This window comes from Acinetobacter yuyunsongii, assembly GCF_041021915.1.
GTDB lineage: Bacteria > Pseudomonadota > Gammaproteobacteria > Pseudomonadales > Moraxellaceae > Acinetobacter.
The window spans coordinates 2,182,281-2,197,629 of the sequence record NZ_CP157435.1; the positions used below are offsets into that span (position 1 = coordinate 2,182,281).

Below are 15,349 nucleotides of genomic sequence, written 5' to 3' on the forward strand. Positions count from 1 at the left end.
TGTCTACTTTAAATTTTAACGCTTTCTAATAACAGTGCTGTTTCGTACAAGGGTAAACCGACCACATTACTATAACTCCCCCGAATTTGGGGAATGTATTGAGCTGCGATCCCTTGGATTGCATACGCCCCTGCTTTTCCAACAGGTTCACCCGTTGCCCAATATTTTTCCATTTCGGTATGACTTAACTGTTGCAACTCGACTTGAGTTCTAACCACTTTACTTAAGCATTGGACAGAGCTTGCCACACAAATTCCAGAGTACACATCATGCCATTGCCCAGAAATTATTGACCAGATTTCAAATGCGTGCTGCTTTGATTGTGGTTTTCCAATGATCTTACCTGCAAAACTTAAACTGGTATCCGCAGCAATCACAATTGCATCAGGAAATAAACCTAGAACAGCATGTGCCTTTGCTCTCGCCAATCGTTCAACATAGTGTTCAACAATTTCACTTTCTCGGACACTTTCATCGATATCTGGACTATATATTTCAAAGTCCAGACCTAACTGTTGTAGCAGTTCTTTACGACGAGGTGAACTCGAAGCTAAAATTATGCGCGCCATTTTTGTAAGCAGTAATAAACCATCGGCCATCCTATCACGCTACTAACAAGCGGTTGCCAATGTCGCGCTATTGAAAAATGTGTACTCGATATTGTTTGACTCATCCACAAAAAGGTTAAGTGTGCAATAATTGCAAGTACAGCGATTACCCATGAGTTCGCGAAAGTTAAAATTCGACGTTCACGAATAAAATAACGCGTACCAAACGTAATCAAAACAAAACTTAGTGCATTTAAACCCAAAGGCGCATCTAACAATAAATCAGTGAAAATCCCCACTCCAAAGGCGAACCAAACCCCGCACCAACTAGGTTGATAAAGAATCCAGAACAGCATTGTCATCAACATAATTGATGGTCGCCATCCTGAAGCTTCGTAAGCAATTGGATAAACTAAAAGAACTGACCCGATAATAATTGAGATGATAATCATCCAAAGTGGATCTTTACGTTTTTCAAAACTCAATCTAGCGATCGGCATAAGGTTGCTCCTGCGCTAAAGATTCTGAAAATAACACTACCACATGATGACCACTGGCAAGCTGTGCCGCAGGAATAACATCAATTTCTGCAAACTCACCTGAAGTATGACGGCTAACCTTAGAAACAGTACCCACCAAATAGCCCGCAGGAAAATGTTCACCCAAACCCGAACTAAATACTTTATCGCCCACTTGGATGTTGGCGCTCGTCGGAACATATTCCATTTTTAGGCGACCTAAATCACCTGTTCCAGATACAATCGCACGCATTCCTGTCCGTTCTAAACGCACAGACAGCGAATGTTCTTTATCTGATAACAACATGATACGAGAACTATGCGGGTACACATTAATCAGTTGTCCCATAATCCCTTTATCATCGAGAACAGTTTGTCCAACTTTTAAGTGATCCACAGAGCCACGGTTAATGATAATAATATGGCGTAATGGGTCGGCATCGGTTCCAATCACTTCTGCAATTTGCATACGACCATCAATAATCAATGGCGTATCCAAAAGCCCCCTTAAACGGTTATTTTCCGCGGAGAGTTCTGAAAGTTTTTGGAGTCGAACTTGAGCTTGAAGGAGTTCAGCCTGCATTGCGGTATTTTCACGGCGCAATTGAGTTTCAGATTTGGTTTGTTGGTTCAGCCATTCTCGCGACAATACAGGATAACTTGCCAGCGCATAAATTGGATTATACGCTGCATACAAGACATCTCTTGCAGGTTGAATCACATAGGGCATGCGCCAATCAAAGAAAAGCACCACCAAACATGAAATAACCGCAATAATAAATGAGCGAAAAGATGGCGGTTGTCTTGAAAAAAGATTCGGTTGCACCGCCTAGTCCTTATGATTTAGCCAACAAAAAGCATGTCATGGTTCGGATTATCAAAGAACTCTAAGACTTTACCGCCACCACGCGTGACGCAAGTTAAAGGATCATCCGCAACAATCACAGGTAGACCTGTTTCTTGCGCCAGCAGTTTATCAAGGTTACGCAATAATGCGCCGCCACCAGTCAACACAATACCGCGCTCTGCAATATCCGAAGAAAGTTCAGGTGGAGTTTGTTCTAAAGCAGATTTTACTGCACTCACGATGCTTTGTAATGGGTCAGCAATCGCTTGTGAGATTTCATCAGAAGTGACGGTAATCGCACGTGGCACACCTTCTGCCAAATTACGACCACGAACTTCGATTTGAAGGGTTTTGCCATCAGTCACAGCCATACCCACTTCTTTCTTAATGGTTTCTGCTGTGGTTTCCCCAATCACGCAACCATGCGCTTTACGCACATAATTGATAATTTGCTCATCAAATACATCGCCACCGATACGTAATGAATCGGCATAAACACAGCCTTGTAATGAAATGATCGCAATCTCGGTCGTACCGCCACCCACATCAACCACCATCGAACCACATGCTTGTTCGACTGGCATACCTGCACCAATCGCTGCCGCCATTGGCTCTTCAATCAAACGCACATCACGTGCGCCTGCATTAAATACAGCCTCACGAATCGCACGACGTTCAACTAGAGTCGATTTACATGGGACACACACCACAACACGCGGTGCTGGTGGAAATAAACGCTTTTCATGTACTTTACCGATAAACTGATTCAACATGGTCTCAGTGACTTCAAAATCGGCAATCACACCGTCTTTCATCGGACGAATCGCTGAAATATTCGCTGGTGTACGACCTAACATTTGTTTAGCATCAAGACCAACAGCAGCAACAATTTTTTGCGAACCGCTATGACGAATCGCCACAACAGTCGGTTCATTTAATATAATGCCACGGCCTGGTGCATAAATAAGTGTATTTGCCGTACCTAAATCAATGGCTAAATCCGGCGAAAACAAGCCAATTAGTCGTTTTAGAATCACGGGGGCGTTCTCAATTAAACTTTGTATGGATGCAAGGTGGCAACTTTAACGAAATGTGATGCTTTGAACAAGTCAATCGCTTATTATAACGCACGATATTTTGCAATTTTTTGATACTGAATTAGGTAAAGTTATGTCTACATCATCAGATGCTCAGCAGACAACGGACTTAAATGCACAGACCGTTTCAGCGATTGCACATCTTGCTCGCTTGTCTCTAAATGACACGCAATCTACTGAATATGCTCAAAGTTTAAATAAAATTCTTGGCATGATGGAAAGCCTAAAAGGCATTAATACCGATAACGTTGAGCCTTTGAAAAGTCCTTTTGATAATCCGCAACCTTTACGTGCTGATATTGTAAGTGAAAGCAACCATCGTGATGAATATCAAGCGGTCGCTCCTGCAACAGAAGCAGGCTTGTACCTTGTACCTCGCGTAATTGAATAATTTCTATTCGATTAATCAATATTTTATATTTAGAATGTAAAGAAATTTTTCATATGACAGATTTACATCGCTTATCAATCCGTGAACTCTCTGAAGGGCTAAAACAAGCTCAATTTTCATCACGCGAATTGACCGAACATTATTTAAAACGTATTGCCAAAATTGACCCGAAAGTAAAAAGTTATGTAACGGTGACAGCAGAACAAGCACTTATTGAAGCTGATGCTGCTGATGTTGCACTTAAGTCAGGTCATGCACATGCGTTGGCAGGTATTCCTCTTGCACACAAAGACATTTTTTGTACCCAAGGCATTAAAACAACTGCCGGTTCAAAAATGTTGGATAACTTCATTTCACCTTACGATGCGACCGTCGTTGCCAAAGCCAAAGCTGCAGGTCTTGTGACTTTAGGTAAGGTGAATATGGATGAATTCGCAATGGGTTCAACCTCTGAAAGTTCATATTTTGGCGCGACAGGTAACCCGTGGGCATTAGATCATGTCCCAGGTGGTTCATCAGGTGGTTCCGCTGCGGCTGTTGCTGCGGACTTAGCTCCGATTGCAACAGGTACGGATACTGGTGGTTCAATTCGCCAACCAGCTTCATTCTGCGGCTTAACAGGCTTAAAACCGACCTATGGTCGTGTATCACGCTTCGGTATGATTGCGTATGCATCCTCACTGGATCAAGGCGGTCCAATGGCACGTTCTTCGGAAGACTGTGCTTACTTGATGAATGTGATTGCAGGTCATGATGCCAAAGACTCAACTTCGGTGAATAAAGAGGTTGACGATTACGTTGCTAACTTGAATGGCACAGCAGTCAAAGGCTTACGCATTGGTATTCCAAAGCAATACTTCAATGTGGCAGGTTTAGACGCCGATGTAAAAGCACGTGTTGAAGAATCATTAAAAAAACTTGAAGAGATGGGTGCGACTTTGGTTGAGATTGATCTCAACATGACTGAAGCCTACGTTCCGACTTACTACCTGATCGCCCCTGCGGAAGCTTCTTCGAACCTGTCACGTTTTGATGGTGTACGCTATGGCTACCGTTGTGAAAATCCAGTGGATTTAATGGACTTGTACAAACGCTCACGTTCAGAAGGTTTTGGTGCTGAAGTACAACGTCGTATCCTGATCGGGACGTATGCCCTGTCTGCGGGTTACTACGATGCCTACTATGTCAAAGCACAAAAAGTACGTCGTTTGATTCAGCAAGATTTCTTGAAAGCATTTGAAAATGTTGACGTGATTGCTGCACCATCTGCACCAACCACAGCCTATAAGATCGGTGCAAACCTCAGTCCGACTGAAATGTATTTAGGTGATATCTATACCCTTGCAGTTAACTTGGCAGGTCTGCCTGCGATCAACGCACCTGTTGGTTTCGATAAAGACAGCTTGCCTGTGGGCTTACAGTTGATCGGTAACTACTGGTCAGAATCACAATTGCTTTCGATTGTGCATCAATATCAACAAAATACAGACTGGCATACCAAACGTGCGGCAATTGCTGAGGAGAATGCATAATGACTGAAGCTCAAAAGTTAAAGTTAATTGACGGTTGGGAAGTCGTTATCGGGATCGAAATCCATACTCAGCTTGCCACAAAGTCTAAAATCTTCTCAGGTTCATCGACTGAATTTGGTCAAGACCCAAATACACAGGCCAGCCTTGTTGATTTAGCCATGCCGGGCGTATTGCCAGTACTGAATGCTGAAGTGGTTGATCTTGCAATTCGCTTTGGTTTAGGTATTGATGCCTATATAGATCAAGCATCTGTGTTTGCACGTAAGAACTACTTCTACCCAGATTCGCCAAAAGGCTATCAAATCAGCCAAATGGACAATCCGATTGTGGGCTTGGGGCATATCGACATTCAACTGGAAGATGGTACGACCAAACGCATTGGTGTGACCCGTGCCCATCTTGAAGAAGATGCAGGTAAATCGATCCACGACCAATTCGAAGGTATGTCAGGTATCGACTTAAACCGTGCGGGTACGCCATTGCTTGAAATCGTATCTGAACCAGATATGCGTTCGGTTGAAGAAGCGGTTGCTTATATCAAGTCGATTCACACGCTTGTACGCTGGTTAGGTATTTCTGACGGCAACATGGCAGAAGGCTCATTCCGTGCCGACTGTAACGTGTCACTCCGTCGTCCGGGTCAACCTTTTGGTACACGCTGCGAGTTGAAAAACCTCAACTCATTCCGTTTCATTGAGCAAGCGATCAATGTTGAAATTGAACGTCAAATGGAAATCTTGGAATACGGCGGCGAAATTGATCAAGAGACTCGTTTGTTCGATCCAAACAAGATGGAAACTCGCTCAATGCGTTCAAAAGAAGAAGCGAACGACTATCGCTACTTCCCTGACCCTGACTTGTTACCAGTGATCATTTCAAATGAGCAAATCGAAGCGGCACGCGCTGCCCTGCCAGAATTGCCTGCTGCACGTCGTGTCCGTTTTATTGCTGACTTCGGCGTGACTGAATACGATGCACATGTATTGACGCTGTCACGCGAAATGGCGGACTTCTACGAAGCGGTTGTGGCTGCCGCAGGCGGTGCGAAGCAAGGTAAAGTTTCTGCAAACTGGGTGATGGGTGAATTCTCAGGTGCTTTAAACAAAGCAGGTCTAGATTTAGCAGACTCTCCTGTTTCTGCTGAGCAATTGGGTGGCATGATCGCACGTATTGTCGATAACACCATTAACGGCAAAATCGCGAAGCAAGTGTTTGGCTTTATGTGGGAAGCAGAAGGAAAATCTGCGGATGATATTATTGCTGAAAAAGGCTTAAAGCAAGAAACTGATACAGGTGCGATTGAAGCGATTATCAAAGAAGTGCTTGCAGCCAATGAAAAAATGGTTGAAGAGTACAAGTCTGGTAAAGAAAAAGCCTTTAACGGTCTGGTTGGTCAAGTCATGAAAGCTGCAAAAGGTAAAGCTAACCCAGCTCAAGTGAATGAATTAATGAAGAAATTGATTGGTTGATTTATTGGCTAGTTAATTAATTTCATGATATAAAACCTCACTTAATGTGGGGTTTTATAATATTAACTAAAGGAATAAAATAATGAGTATCAAATTATATTTTAATGATTTAAATGAAAAAGAATTTCCAAACCTATCACTATTTAATGGTTATTTAGCAGTATTTACACCGACAAAATGGGATGATTACGGTTTTAAATCAACTTTTAATTTATCTCTTGTTAATTATTCTACAACTAGTCCTACCGCACGAACTATAGGACAAGTTAAAGTAGGTTTTGTTGGACAAAAACCGTCATCCTCGCCAATTTCAGGTCAATTTTATACAGAATATTTTTCCCGAGATATAGAAGGTCGTTTATTAGACAAACTACCTAATAATTTCTTTTCTTTACCTGAATATGATAGCTTTTATCAAGATATTGAAAACTATTTTTCAAATGATGAGGCTTTAATTACCAATTTTTATATGAAAATTAGAGAAACATTAAAAAATAATCTACAAACGAAAATTACAACCGAAGATTTTTTCAAATCATCCTTTCAAAGAACATTTTGTTTTTTGTCTCACGAAGAGTTTTTATGGCTATATCACCAAACACGCCCTATGAAAATTTTTCAAGAACAAATCTCTCAAGCTAATAAAATAGTATCTATTAAATATAACGGTTTTCTTAATGAAGATGTATTTATTATGCTACATGGATTCTTGATAGCTACGTTAGAAAACTATTTATCAACAACATTTATTAAAACAGTATTAGGTGATAATGAACTTATTCTCAAACAAGCAACCCGTGATGGCAAAGTTAAGGATACGAAATTTAAGATTGAAGAATTACCTAATTGGCAAAATACATTAAAGGAAAAAGTAAAAAAATCATTAGAAGAAATGTCATTCCATAACATTGAAGCAGTGATGCCTCTTTTTATAAACGTTTTAAACTGCACACTTCCTGAAAATTTAAGTTGGTTGATTGATGCTGTAAAAATTCGACATGATTGTGCACATAGGGCAGGCTATGACATTAATGGGAAAAAATTAAACATATCGAAAGATAATATTCTTGAGTTAATTGAAAAGCTAAATGAATTTGCGAAATCTATTGAAATACAAGTCAATGTAAATCCTAAATATTAACTAATTTTACATATTATCTCCCCCTTACTTACAAAGTGGCGTTAGCTATCTTTCTTTTAGTAAGGGGCTTAAAAAATCATAATTAACTCAAATACTTAACCCCCTAACAATATAACTATCAAAGATAGCACTCTATCACCAAACTCGAAGACTTAGAATGTATCCAACTTTCTAAATCTTTTATACGTGATTAAAAACTTTTCCCATTAGAATAGATACTACCTCACCAAACCCAACTTATTCCAAATATCAGGCGTTAAAAATGTGGTGACCAATTTATTTAAATCAATATAACGCAAGGTACCTTGCAACTGCTGTCTGACCGCTGGATCTTTGACAATATCCTCACCCGCACTTTGCCCTAACTGTTGAAAAGCCTCTCCAACCGCTTGAATCCCCTCAGCCTGAATCACAGACTTAGTCTGTGTCGAACACTGATCCACAATCACACGCTGTAACACCTGTGCTAACTTCTGGTCCAACTGCGTTTTCTGCTCAGGTGTAACGCTACTAAAACCCTTTAAATCAGGATGCGCTGCCAAAGCGGTAAACGTCCATTGTAAAACTGTGGTTTTATCCGCTGCCGTCGTGGCTTTCACCAAACAATCACTCAGTTGATCAACGGTTGGCCCTGCGATTGCCACTTGGGTTGTTCCCAACACAGCCGCAGCCATGATTACAGAACGGCTCAAATGAGAAAATTTACGGCGAGATGAGGTATAAATAGTATGAGACATAAGCACAGTTCCAAAAAGCAATCAGTCTCTTTGTGTACCACGCACTATACAAATCATCTGTTATGACGCTGTAAATTGCATAAGTCCACGGACTTAAAGCTTTAGCAAAATCTAAAACCGAATTAACTTAGCCTTGCCCTTGATAATCCCAGTTTGCAGGAATATTTGGCTGCTTTGATACTTTGTTTAAGTCAATATTGAGATTTCGGCTACCCTTAAATGATTTCTCACCTGAATCCGATGCAGGCGATACATCCAAACTATAACGATAACGGAATTGCCAAAGCATCGGCTTAATTGGACGAATATCCAGACTCAAACTATCTTCATCATGGCATTTGCCTCTAGAACTTTCATAATCCTGTTCTGAGAAACACGCCCGAATCATACGATTAAAACTAAACGGATAATTTTCAATAAAACGATGTGTTTTGCCTGATTCCTTTAACTCGTAAAAGCTGGCACGTTCAATTCCTGCTCCACCACCCGAATACATTTCCGAAAAGGTATCAATCACTGCAATGGCATAACGATTTGGATCCATAGGAAATAGCTTAGGAAAAACATATTGCCCCGATCTTGCCATTTCATCCGCAGGAGATAATTGAATATGCCACTGTTGCAACAATTTAAATCCAGTGGTCGAGATGCCAAATTGAGCAACATTTCCATCTGACAATAACCATAAACTTTGGTCAGTAGCTTTTAAACTACGCCATTGCGCACGCTGCTGACATAAGTCTTTCACCTGTTCACATAGCTGTGTCTGTTCCGTTTGGCTGAGTTGCCCTTTTTTAAATTCTAAAATTTGCAACGGCGCAGCAATAATTGAAGTGCTAAAACAACTGAATGAAACCGTTAAAATCAGCCCACGTAAATGAATTTTATGATTCAGCATGATATTTCCTTAGGCTATTTTTATTGGCGTAACGCTTTATTTTACAACGGCTTCAATTTTATCGAGTTCCCATACCCCACCTGCAGCAAGCCCTTTACACATGCCTGTCCACATATCTTTAGTATGTACGAATTTTTGCCCATCCCAAACCCACTCATCACTTGACCAGCAGTCTCCAATCCCCCTTCCTTTTTGTGAGCTACCGATTATCCCATCCCCAAAATCTGAGGCATGTTCAGTCACAAAGATCGCTTTTCCTGTTAAAGACTCATCCAGTACCCACGCTCCATACCCCTCATTATATGCTCCACGCCAACATAGGGTCGTTGCCAATACTTTTTTATTGCTTAATTTGTAAAGTTCAATCGACTGAGGTTTTACGCCATCACTAGTATAAACTCCCTCACAAAAACCATCTTGTTTGGGTGTGGGTTGTGTTGCCATTAAAAGTGGATACACGGATGATTGATACTGTTTCGTTTTAGGCTGTAGCGTGAGATAAGGTTTATCGGCTGTTTTCACCTTTTTCACAACCAGTTTAGGTTGAGCAGCCAGAACCTTAGATTCATCAGCATTGCCTTTTTTAATCAATGCCCCAACCGTACCGACTCGCTTTTGAAAATCATCCATTTTCAATAAACTAGCTGTCATCCCTGCATCAGAGATTTGCCACTGGACATTTGAATTTTTAAATACAATATCAGTCTTTTGTTTGGCTTGTTGCAGCAATGCATTGACCTGATTTGTAGAAAGTTTCCCCATGATTGGGAACTCAGTGCCATCAACAGAGACTTGACCCAAATCTTTTCCATTCACATAAAAATGAATATTTTTAAGTTTTGCTGATGATAGAGATTCTTGTTCAAAATTACCTAACGCAAACTCAGCACTGACGGCTTGCTTTGCTCCAGCTTTGCGCGTTAATAACACCGATGCAGGTTCATTTTGCCCGTCTTCATTTTGATAACCAGCAGCACGACATGTTCCTGTATTACTACAGTAAATTTCCCAATCTTGATGTGAAAATGAAATCCCTTTGATTTCTTGTGCGAAGCTAGTAGAACTTAGTGCCATAAAGCAGCAAACTGAAAGTATATTCTTCACTGGTATCATTCTGTATTACTCATATTTATTATCAAACTTGAAAACAGTTTAAAGGGCTGATCTACACTTGTCATATGTCATTTTATTGCAGAAGATACTAGCTTAAAGCAAACTGAGTTTGGTCAAATTTAAAAATGAAAAGAACAATTTTATTTCCCACGATTTTAATGAGTATGTTCTCCTCAGCCATTCATGCTGAGATTACAGTATTTAAAGCAAATTTCCCTCAGTTTTCAAATAGTGCAAAAGAACGAAAAGCAGAAAATCAAATTTACCCTCTCGGTGAAGCTTCTTTTGCAAATGATGTTCGAGTGCCTTTTTACGGGGTAACCGCACTCAACCCTGTGGAAGATGGTTTATTAAAAGACTTTAAATCATGTTCCGCAAAAAGCTGTCATTTCGATTTTAAATTAGATGCTAAACAAGCTGAACAACTCAAGTTATGGGCTATTCCTGAAATAGGAATTGTACTTATACCTAGAGATTGGCAAGACATACAATCAAGTGCAGGAGCGAATGGTACTGGATCTGCCTTAATCATGAGTCCAAATCAGAAACAAGCAATTCAGCTTTATGATTCATCATTTTGTGTAGGTTGCGGCATGCCAAATGCGACGCTTTATTTTCCACATCTTTTAAAACAAAGTGTGGAATATGAATACGGCGGTTATCAAGATCCGCTTAAATTACTAAAGATCGTACACCCTTCAAAACAAATCGCTTTCTTTAGTTATCAGATTCCTAAGCTGAAGAACAGAACACATGGCGTAGCCAAATATCAAGATGGAGACACGTTTAACTTTAGAGAAATCAAAGTCACCATTGATCAATCACAACAGCATTTGGTTGGAACTATTCTAAATTTTTACAACGCAACCCACTAATCAAATCATAGGCACAAAAAAACCTGCTAGTTGCAGGTTTTTTAATCACACTTATTTTTTTAAAATTGACTCGAAAGCTTTTAAACGTTTATAAATTGAGAGTAATTCAATAATGGTTTTCCAAGAACTGATGAGATATTGAAATGATTCACGCACTTTATCAAAGATATTACTAATTTGGTTGATCAAGCCTAAAGTCATTTTACCTGATGCAATCGCTGGAAATAGGACAACTAAGCTGTATAAAACATCGAGTTGCTTATACCAAATCGCGACTAGATTAAAATAAGCATAGTGAAAATAAAGTCTAAAATAATTTAAACGAACTTTACTGAATAACTCTTTCAATGTAAGCGGATCAGCACGATTTTCATGGTCTTCCCCATAAACCAGTTCCTTACGATAAGCTGCTTCAACTTTTTGATTGTTAAATTGCAAGCCGGGTAGTTTTTGCCCGACAAACATTAAAATAATCGTACCCACGATAGCCCAAACCACAGCCGCCCACACCAATGAGTGTTTGATTTCACCAACGACAGGTAAGACAGGTACTTTTTCTGAAATTTTGAACAATAGCGGTAAAAAGGCAATGAGAACCATCACAGATTTAATCAACTCAACACCTAAATCCTCGACGATAGTTGCGAAGCGCATGGTATCTTCCTGAATACGCTGCGAAGCACCTTCAACGTGGCGTAATTGCTCCCAATTTTCTGTGTAGTATTCATTCATTGCTGTCCGCCAACGGAATACATAATGACTGGTGAAAAAGGCATTAATTACGGCAAATGTAACAGCAACCATCGCAATATAAAGGAATGTTAGCGTACCTTTATATAGATCATTAATATTACCACCACCTTCACTTAGCATCTTTTGGATCATATCCCAAAATGGACCATACCAAGCATTGATCGCAACACTCACCTGTACGCCAAACCAGATATTAAACAAAATAAATGCAGAACCCCAAACTGACCATTTCTGCCATTTATTATCAGAAAAAAATCGCCAGAATCCTGCAAAAAGTGCTGTTGAAGCCAAAAACCAAATATAAAACCAAATGAACGATGCTGATAAAAATCGACTCACACCAACAGGTAGCTCTACTTCAGCATAACCTTTGGTAAAACCGAGATATTCACCCCAACTATGACCACCTGTATACCAAAGCAGCATATTCAAGGCTAACCACACAACGACTGAAATAAAGAACAAGCGTGGATTAGGAAAAAAAGATTTAAACATCGCGTTTAACAATCCTTGTAGTGTTGCTATTGACGTTGGAACGTCATCCTATAATTTCAAACTTAAATTTGTCTGATGAAAAAGTTTAATGAATGGTAGTTATTTACCTGTTTTCTCAATTTTTTGATAGCTTTTTGTAGCGTATTTACAATTTGTTTAATAAACATCAACTGGATAGACGAACTTAAACCTCATCGCTGTCTATCCTTAATTCAATATTTTGCAGAAACTATGGCTCAAGGCTACTCAATTTTAAAGCTAAATCCTGTTGATTTAAATCAATTTGCTTTGTTTTGCTTTTAATTACCCATTGAATATTGGCCAATTTTTCTTTTGCAGCATCAATACCCGCTTGCATAGTCATTTCACGGCCTTTGATATCAAAGATATGCGCTTTTTCACGTAGATCAGGCTGAATGACAATATCTGCATTTTTCAATTCTTCTTCAGCCAAACGTCCTTGCATAATGTTGATATTTTGGTTGAATAGCCCCCAAACATTACTGGTTTCAGTATGAATAGGTTGTGCCAAAATATCCACTGCAATCACCACATCTGCGCCTAAATCCCGTGCAACCTGTACAGGCACAGGACTGACTAGGCCACCATCAACATATTCCACATTACGGATCTTGGTTGGTATAAACATACTTGGAATCGAAGCAGATGCACGTACTGCTTGGCCTGTATTACCATAATTGAATACAGTTTTGGTGCCGTCTTTTAATTCCGTTGCAACCACATACATCGGGATTTTTAACTTCTGTAAAGGAATGTTTTGGACTTGCTCATTCACATAGTCCTCAACTTTTTTACCATCAAAGAAACCTTTTAAACTGATATTCACTTCTCTTACATCGGTAGCCTTAAGCTTAAGCGCAATATCTCTCAACTCTGCAGCGGATTTACCACTTGCATAAATTGAACCTACAATACTGCCTGCACTTGTACCTACAATAAAATCAGGGCGAATACCTTGCTGTTCCAACACTTCAAGTACGCCGATATGAGCATATCCACGTGCCCCACCACTGCCGAGTACTAAGGCAACAACGGGTCTTTTTTCTTGTTGATTAATATGTGCAAAGGGCTGAACAACTGCTTGTACTTGGGCATCTTCAACTAAAGGTTTTAAATGCGAAGTCGTTTGACAACCCGCTAAAATCACCATTGAAAGTCCAAGCGTCAATAATTTAAGCTGTTTCATATGCTGTCTTGCCATATCTACGTGGTTCTATCTTTTAATTTTAACGCCATTATTGGTGAAATGCTGTATCAATTTTTATGTATATATCCACAATATATTGATAAAAAGCCCCTCGAAAGGGGCTTTAATTTAGTGAAGTAAGCCTTTATAAATCCAATAACTTACCAGATATCAGAATCTACTTTTTTCTTCAGCTCTGGATATTGATCAATCTTGAACTCTGGTTCCTTGATCCCTTTTTTAAGCTGAGAGGTATAATCTTTCAACAATATGCGTGCCATTGGTGTTAACAGCAGGATTGCCACAAGGTTAATGGTGGCCATCAAGCCCATTGAAAGGTCGGCCATTGACCAGATTAAAGGTACACTTGTGATCGCCCCGAAATAGACCATTGCCAATACCAGCAGGCGGAAAATGAACATGACCTTTGGGTTGTCATTAATGAACTGTACATTGCTTTCAGCATAGGCATAGTTACCAATAATTGAGGTAAAGGCAAACAGGAACAGGATAATGGCAAGGAAGCCTCCACCCCAACCACCAATTTGGCTCTCCAATGCTTTTTGGGTCAATGTCACGCCCTCAAAGCCAGCTTCATGATACAGACCAGACACCATGATGATGATCGCAGTACATGAACACACCACGAAAGTATCAACAAATACACCCAGCATTTGTACCAACCCCTGATTCACAGGATGCTTCACATCAGAGGCAGCAGCAGCGTTTGGCGCTGAACCCATGCCTGCCTCGTTGGAGAACAAGCCACGCTTGATGCCCATCATCATTGCCATAGAAATCATCGCACCAAAGAAACCACCTGCTGCCGCATTGAACTGGAATGCTTCGGTGAAGATCAGTTTAAAAATCTCAGGCAACATCGGCAAGTTGGTTATCGCGATGTACAAGGCGACCATGATATAAAGCAATGCCATGAAAGGAACAATACCTTCGGCAACCTTGGCGATACGCTTGATCCCACCAAAGATGATCAATGCCGTCATAACCACCAATGCAATACCAACCCATGACACTTCAAAATTAAGACTACCGAGACCCAATACAAAATTGGCTTTATCCCACCCCCATGCATGTGAGGTTGCCCCAATAATCGCATTTGCCTGCACGGCATTAAATACAAAGCCATAAGCCAGAATGAGTGACAGTGCAAAAACAATCCCCAGCCATTTTTGTTTTAAACCCTGAGTAATATAGTACGCAGGTCCACCTCGGAATTGCTTGTTTTGATGATCTCTCACCTTAAACAACTGGGCAAGCGATGATTCAACAAATGCAGAACTCATGCCAAGAAAGGCAGTGAACCACATCCAGAACACGGCCCCAGGACCACCAATGGCGATTGCTATGGCAACACCAGCAACGTTACCAACACCGACACGGCTTGCAAGACCCGTGACGAAAGCCTGAAATGGTGTAATGCCATGTTCATCTTGCGTCTCTTTACGGCTTCCTTTCATCACAAGAATGCTGTGCAGGAACAAGCGAAGCTGTACCGCACCCGTAACGAATGTGTAAAACACCCCAACCGCAACCAATAAGACGACCAGAAAATTCCAGAGTGGATCATTCAGGAATTGTACCCACGACATCAGCGTGGCATTTAATTGTTCATTCATCACTTATTCGCTTTAAAATATTTTATGTACGGCCGTACATATACGATAACAATCGATGAACCAAAAAAGCCCCACATGGGGCTTTTGATCC

15 protein-coding genes are annotated in these 15,349 nt (G+C 40.4%); 5 read left to right on the top strand and 10 right to left on the bottom strand.

Going from position 1 to position 15,349, the window contains the following annotated elements:
- Positions 1-8: 8 nt before the first annotated feature.
- Genes ABLB98_RS10430 through ABLB98_RS10445 form a run of 4 tightly spaced genes read right to left on the bottom strand, consistent with a single transcriptional unit; the run spans position 9 to position 2,950 of the window.
- Positions 9-569, bottom strand: coding sequence for a Maf-like protein (locus ABLB98_RS10430; protein ID WP_348882255.1), 561 nt, complete (start codon positions 567-569; stop codon positions 9-11).
- Positions 557-1,048, bottom strand: a complete 492-nt coding sequence (mreD, locus tag ABLB98_RS10435) for a rod shape-determining protein MreD (RefSeq protein WP_348882257.1) — start codon at positions 1,046-1,048, stop codon at positions 557-559. Before mreD ends, ABLB98_RS10430 begins: the two co-directional genes overlap by 13 nt.
- A complete protein-coding gene (gene mreC / locus ABLB98_RS10440; protein ID WP_005161943.1) occupies positions 1,035-1,892 on the bottom strand; it encodes a rod shape-determining protein MreC in 858 nt (285 codons plus the stop codon). The genes mreD and mreC overlap by 14 nt, the downstream gene beginning before the upstream one ends.
- Positions 1,893-1,909: 17 nt before the next feature.
- Positions 1,910-2,950: a rod shape-determining protein gene (locus tag ABLB98_RS10445; RefSeq protein WP_004664594.1), complete on the bottom strand. Its 1,041-nt coding sequence runs from the start codon at positions 2,948-2,950 to the stop codon at positions 1,910-1,912.
- Positions 2,951-3,083: 133 nt separating this feature from the next.
- Between ABLB98_RS10445 and gatC the strand changes: the two genes are divergently transcribed.
- The 4 genes from gatC (at position 3,084) to ABLB98_RS10465 (ending at position 7,543) form a co-directional block, all read left to right on the top strand.
- Positions 3,084-3,401: an Asp-tRNA(Asn)/Glu-tRNA(Gln) amidotransferase subunit GatC gene (gene gatC, locus ABLB98_RS10450; protein ID WP_004664595.1), complete on the top strand. Its 318-nt coding sequence runs from the start codon at positions 3,084-3,086 to the stop codon at positions 3,399-3,401.
- 53 nt (positions 3,402-3,454) lie between these two features.
- Positions 3,455-4,933, top strand: coding sequence for an Asp-tRNA(Asn)/Glu-tRNA(Gln) amidotransferase subunit GatA (gatA, locus tag ABLB98_RS10455; RefSeq protein ID WP_348882259.1), 1,479 nt, complete (start codon positions 3,455-3,457; stop codon positions 4,931-4,933).
- Positions 4,933-6,402 carry an Asp-tRNA(Asn)/Glu-tRNA(Gln) amidotransferase subunit GatB gene (gene gatB, locus ABLB98_RS10460; RefSeq protein WP_348882260.1) on the top strand — a complete coding sequence of 490 codons (1,470 nt, stop codon included), beginning with the start codon at positions 4,933-4,935 and terminating at the stop codon, positions 6,400-6,402. Before gatA ends, gatB begins: the two co-directional genes overlap by 1 nt.
- 82 nt (positions 6,403-6,484) lie before the next feature.
- A complete protein-coding gene (locus ABLB98_RS10465) occupies positions 6,485-7,543 on the top strand; it encodes a hypothetical protein (RefSeq protein WP_208727987.1) in 1,059 nt (352 codons plus the stop codon).
- Positions 7,544-7,761: 218 nt separating this feature from the next.
- On the opposite strand, the gene ABLB98_RS10470 is transcribed toward ABLB98_RS10465, so the two are convergent.
- The 3 genes from ABLB98_RS10470 to ABLB98_RS10480 form a co-directional block, all read right to left on the bottom strand.
- On the bottom strand, positions 7,762-8,280 hold the full coding sequence (locus ABLB98_RS10470) for a hypothetical protein (RefSeq protein WP_087548367.1): 519 nt from the start codon (positions 8,278-8,280) through the stop codon (positions 7,762-7,764).
- 127 nt (positions 8,281-8,407) lie between these two features.
- Positions 8,408-9,178, bottom strand: a complete 771-nt coding sequence (locus tag ABLB98_RS10475) for a hypothetical protein (RefSeq protein ID WP_087543224.1) — start codon at positions 9,176-9,178, stop codon at positions 8,408-8,410.
- 36 nt (positions 9,179-9,214) lie between these two features.
- Positions 9,215-10,291: a DUF1176 domain-containing protein gene (locus ABLB98_RS10480; RefSeq protein ID WP_348882261.1), complete on the bottom strand. Its 1,077-nt coding sequence runs from the start codon at positions 10,289-10,291 to the stop codon at positions 9,215-9,217.
- A gap of 125 nt (positions 10,292-10,416) precedes the next feature.
- Here ABLB98_RS10480 and ABLB98_RS10485 point away from each other — a divergent pair, with 125 nt between their 5' ends.
- Positions 10,417-11,166: a DUF4850 domain-containing protein gene (locus ABLB98_RS10485; protein ID WP_348882262.1), complete on the top strand. Its 750-nt coding sequence runs from the start codon at positions 10,417-10,419 to the stop codon at positions 11,164-11,166.
- Between the two features lie 51 nt (positions 11,167-11,217).
- Here the strand turns inward: ABLB98_RS10485 and sbmA are convergent, their stop codons facing one another.
- The 3 genes from sbmA to ABLB98_RS10500 all read right to left on the bottom strand — a co-directional run bounded on the left by sbmA (position 11,218) and on the right by ABLB98_RS10500 (position 15,258).
- On the bottom strand, positions 11,218-12,414 hold the full coding sequence (gene sbmA / locus ABLB98_RS10490; RefSeq protein ID WP_348882263.1) for a peptide antibiotic transporter SbmA: 1,197 nt from the start codon (positions 12,412-12,414) through the stop codon (positions 11,218-11,220).
- Positions 12,415-12,643: 229 nt separating this feature from the next.
- Positions 12,644-13,621 (bottom strand): patatin-like phospholipase family protein, encoded by a 978-nt coding sequence (locus ABLB98_RS10495; RefSeq protein ID WP_348882304.1) that lies wholly within the window; start codon positions 13,619-13,621, stop codon positions 12,644-12,646.
- Between the two features lie 161 nt (positions 13,622-13,782).
- A complete protein-coding gene (locus ABLB98_RS10500) occupies positions 13,783-15,258 on the bottom strand; it encodes a sodium:alanine symporter family protein (RefSeq protein ID WP_178882934.1) in 1,476 nt (491 codons plus the stop codon).
- Positions 15,259-15,349 lie beyond the last annotated feature (91 nt).

Bases quoted from the DNA above. Each gene is read 5' to 3' on its own strand.
- gatA (WP_348882259.1), top strand. From the start codon at position 3,455: ATGACAGATTTACATCGCTTATCAATCCGTGAACTCTCTGAAGGGCTA.
- ABLB98_RS10500 (WP_178882934.1), bottom strand. From the start codon at position 15,258: ATGAATGAACAATTAAATGCCACGCTGATGTCGTGGGTACAATTCCTG.
- gatC (WP_004664595.1), top strand. From the start codon at position 3,084: ATGTCTACATCATCAGATGCTCAGCAGACAACGGACTTAAATGCACAG.
- ABLB98_RS10465 (WP_208727987.1), top strand. From the start codon at position 6,485: ATGAGTATCAAATTATATTTTAATGATTTAAATGAAAAAGAATTTCCA.
- ABLB98_RS10495 (WP_348882304.1), bottom strand. From the start codon at position 13,621: ATGAAACAGCTTAAATTATTGACGCTTGGACTTTCAATGGTGATTTTA.
- mreD (WP_348882257.1), bottom strand. From the start codon at position 1,048: ATGCCGATCGCTAGATTGAGTTTTGAAAAACGTAAAGATCCACTTTGG.
- ABLB98_RS10430 (WP_348882255.1), bottom strand. From the start codon at position 569: ATGGCGCGCATAATTTTAGCTTCGAGTTCACCTCGTCGTAAAGAACTG.
- sbmA (WP_348882263.1), bottom strand. From the start codon at position 12,414: ATGTTTAAATCTTTTTTTCCTAATCCACGCTTGTTCTTTATTTCAGTC.
- ABLB98_RS10475 (WP_087543224.1), bottom strand. From the start codon at position 9,178: ATGCTGAATCATAAAATTCATTTACGTGGGCTGATTTTAACGGTTTCA.
- gatB (WP_348882260.1), top strand. From the start codon at position 4,933: ATGACTGAAGCTCAAAAGTTAAAGTTAATTGACGGTTGGGAAGTCGTT.
- ABLB98_RS10480 (WP_348882261.1), bottom strand. From the start codon at position 10,291: ATGATACCAGTGAAGAATATACTTTCAGTTTGCTGCTTTATGGCACTA.
- ABLB98_RS10470 (WP_087548367.1), bottom strand. From the start codon at position 8,280: ATGTCTCATACTATTTATACCTCATCTCGCCGTAAATTTTCTCATTTG.
- ABLB98_RS10485 (WP_348882262.1), top strand. From the start codon at position 10,417: ATGAAAAGAACAATTTTATTTCCCACGATTTTAATGAGTATGTTCTCC.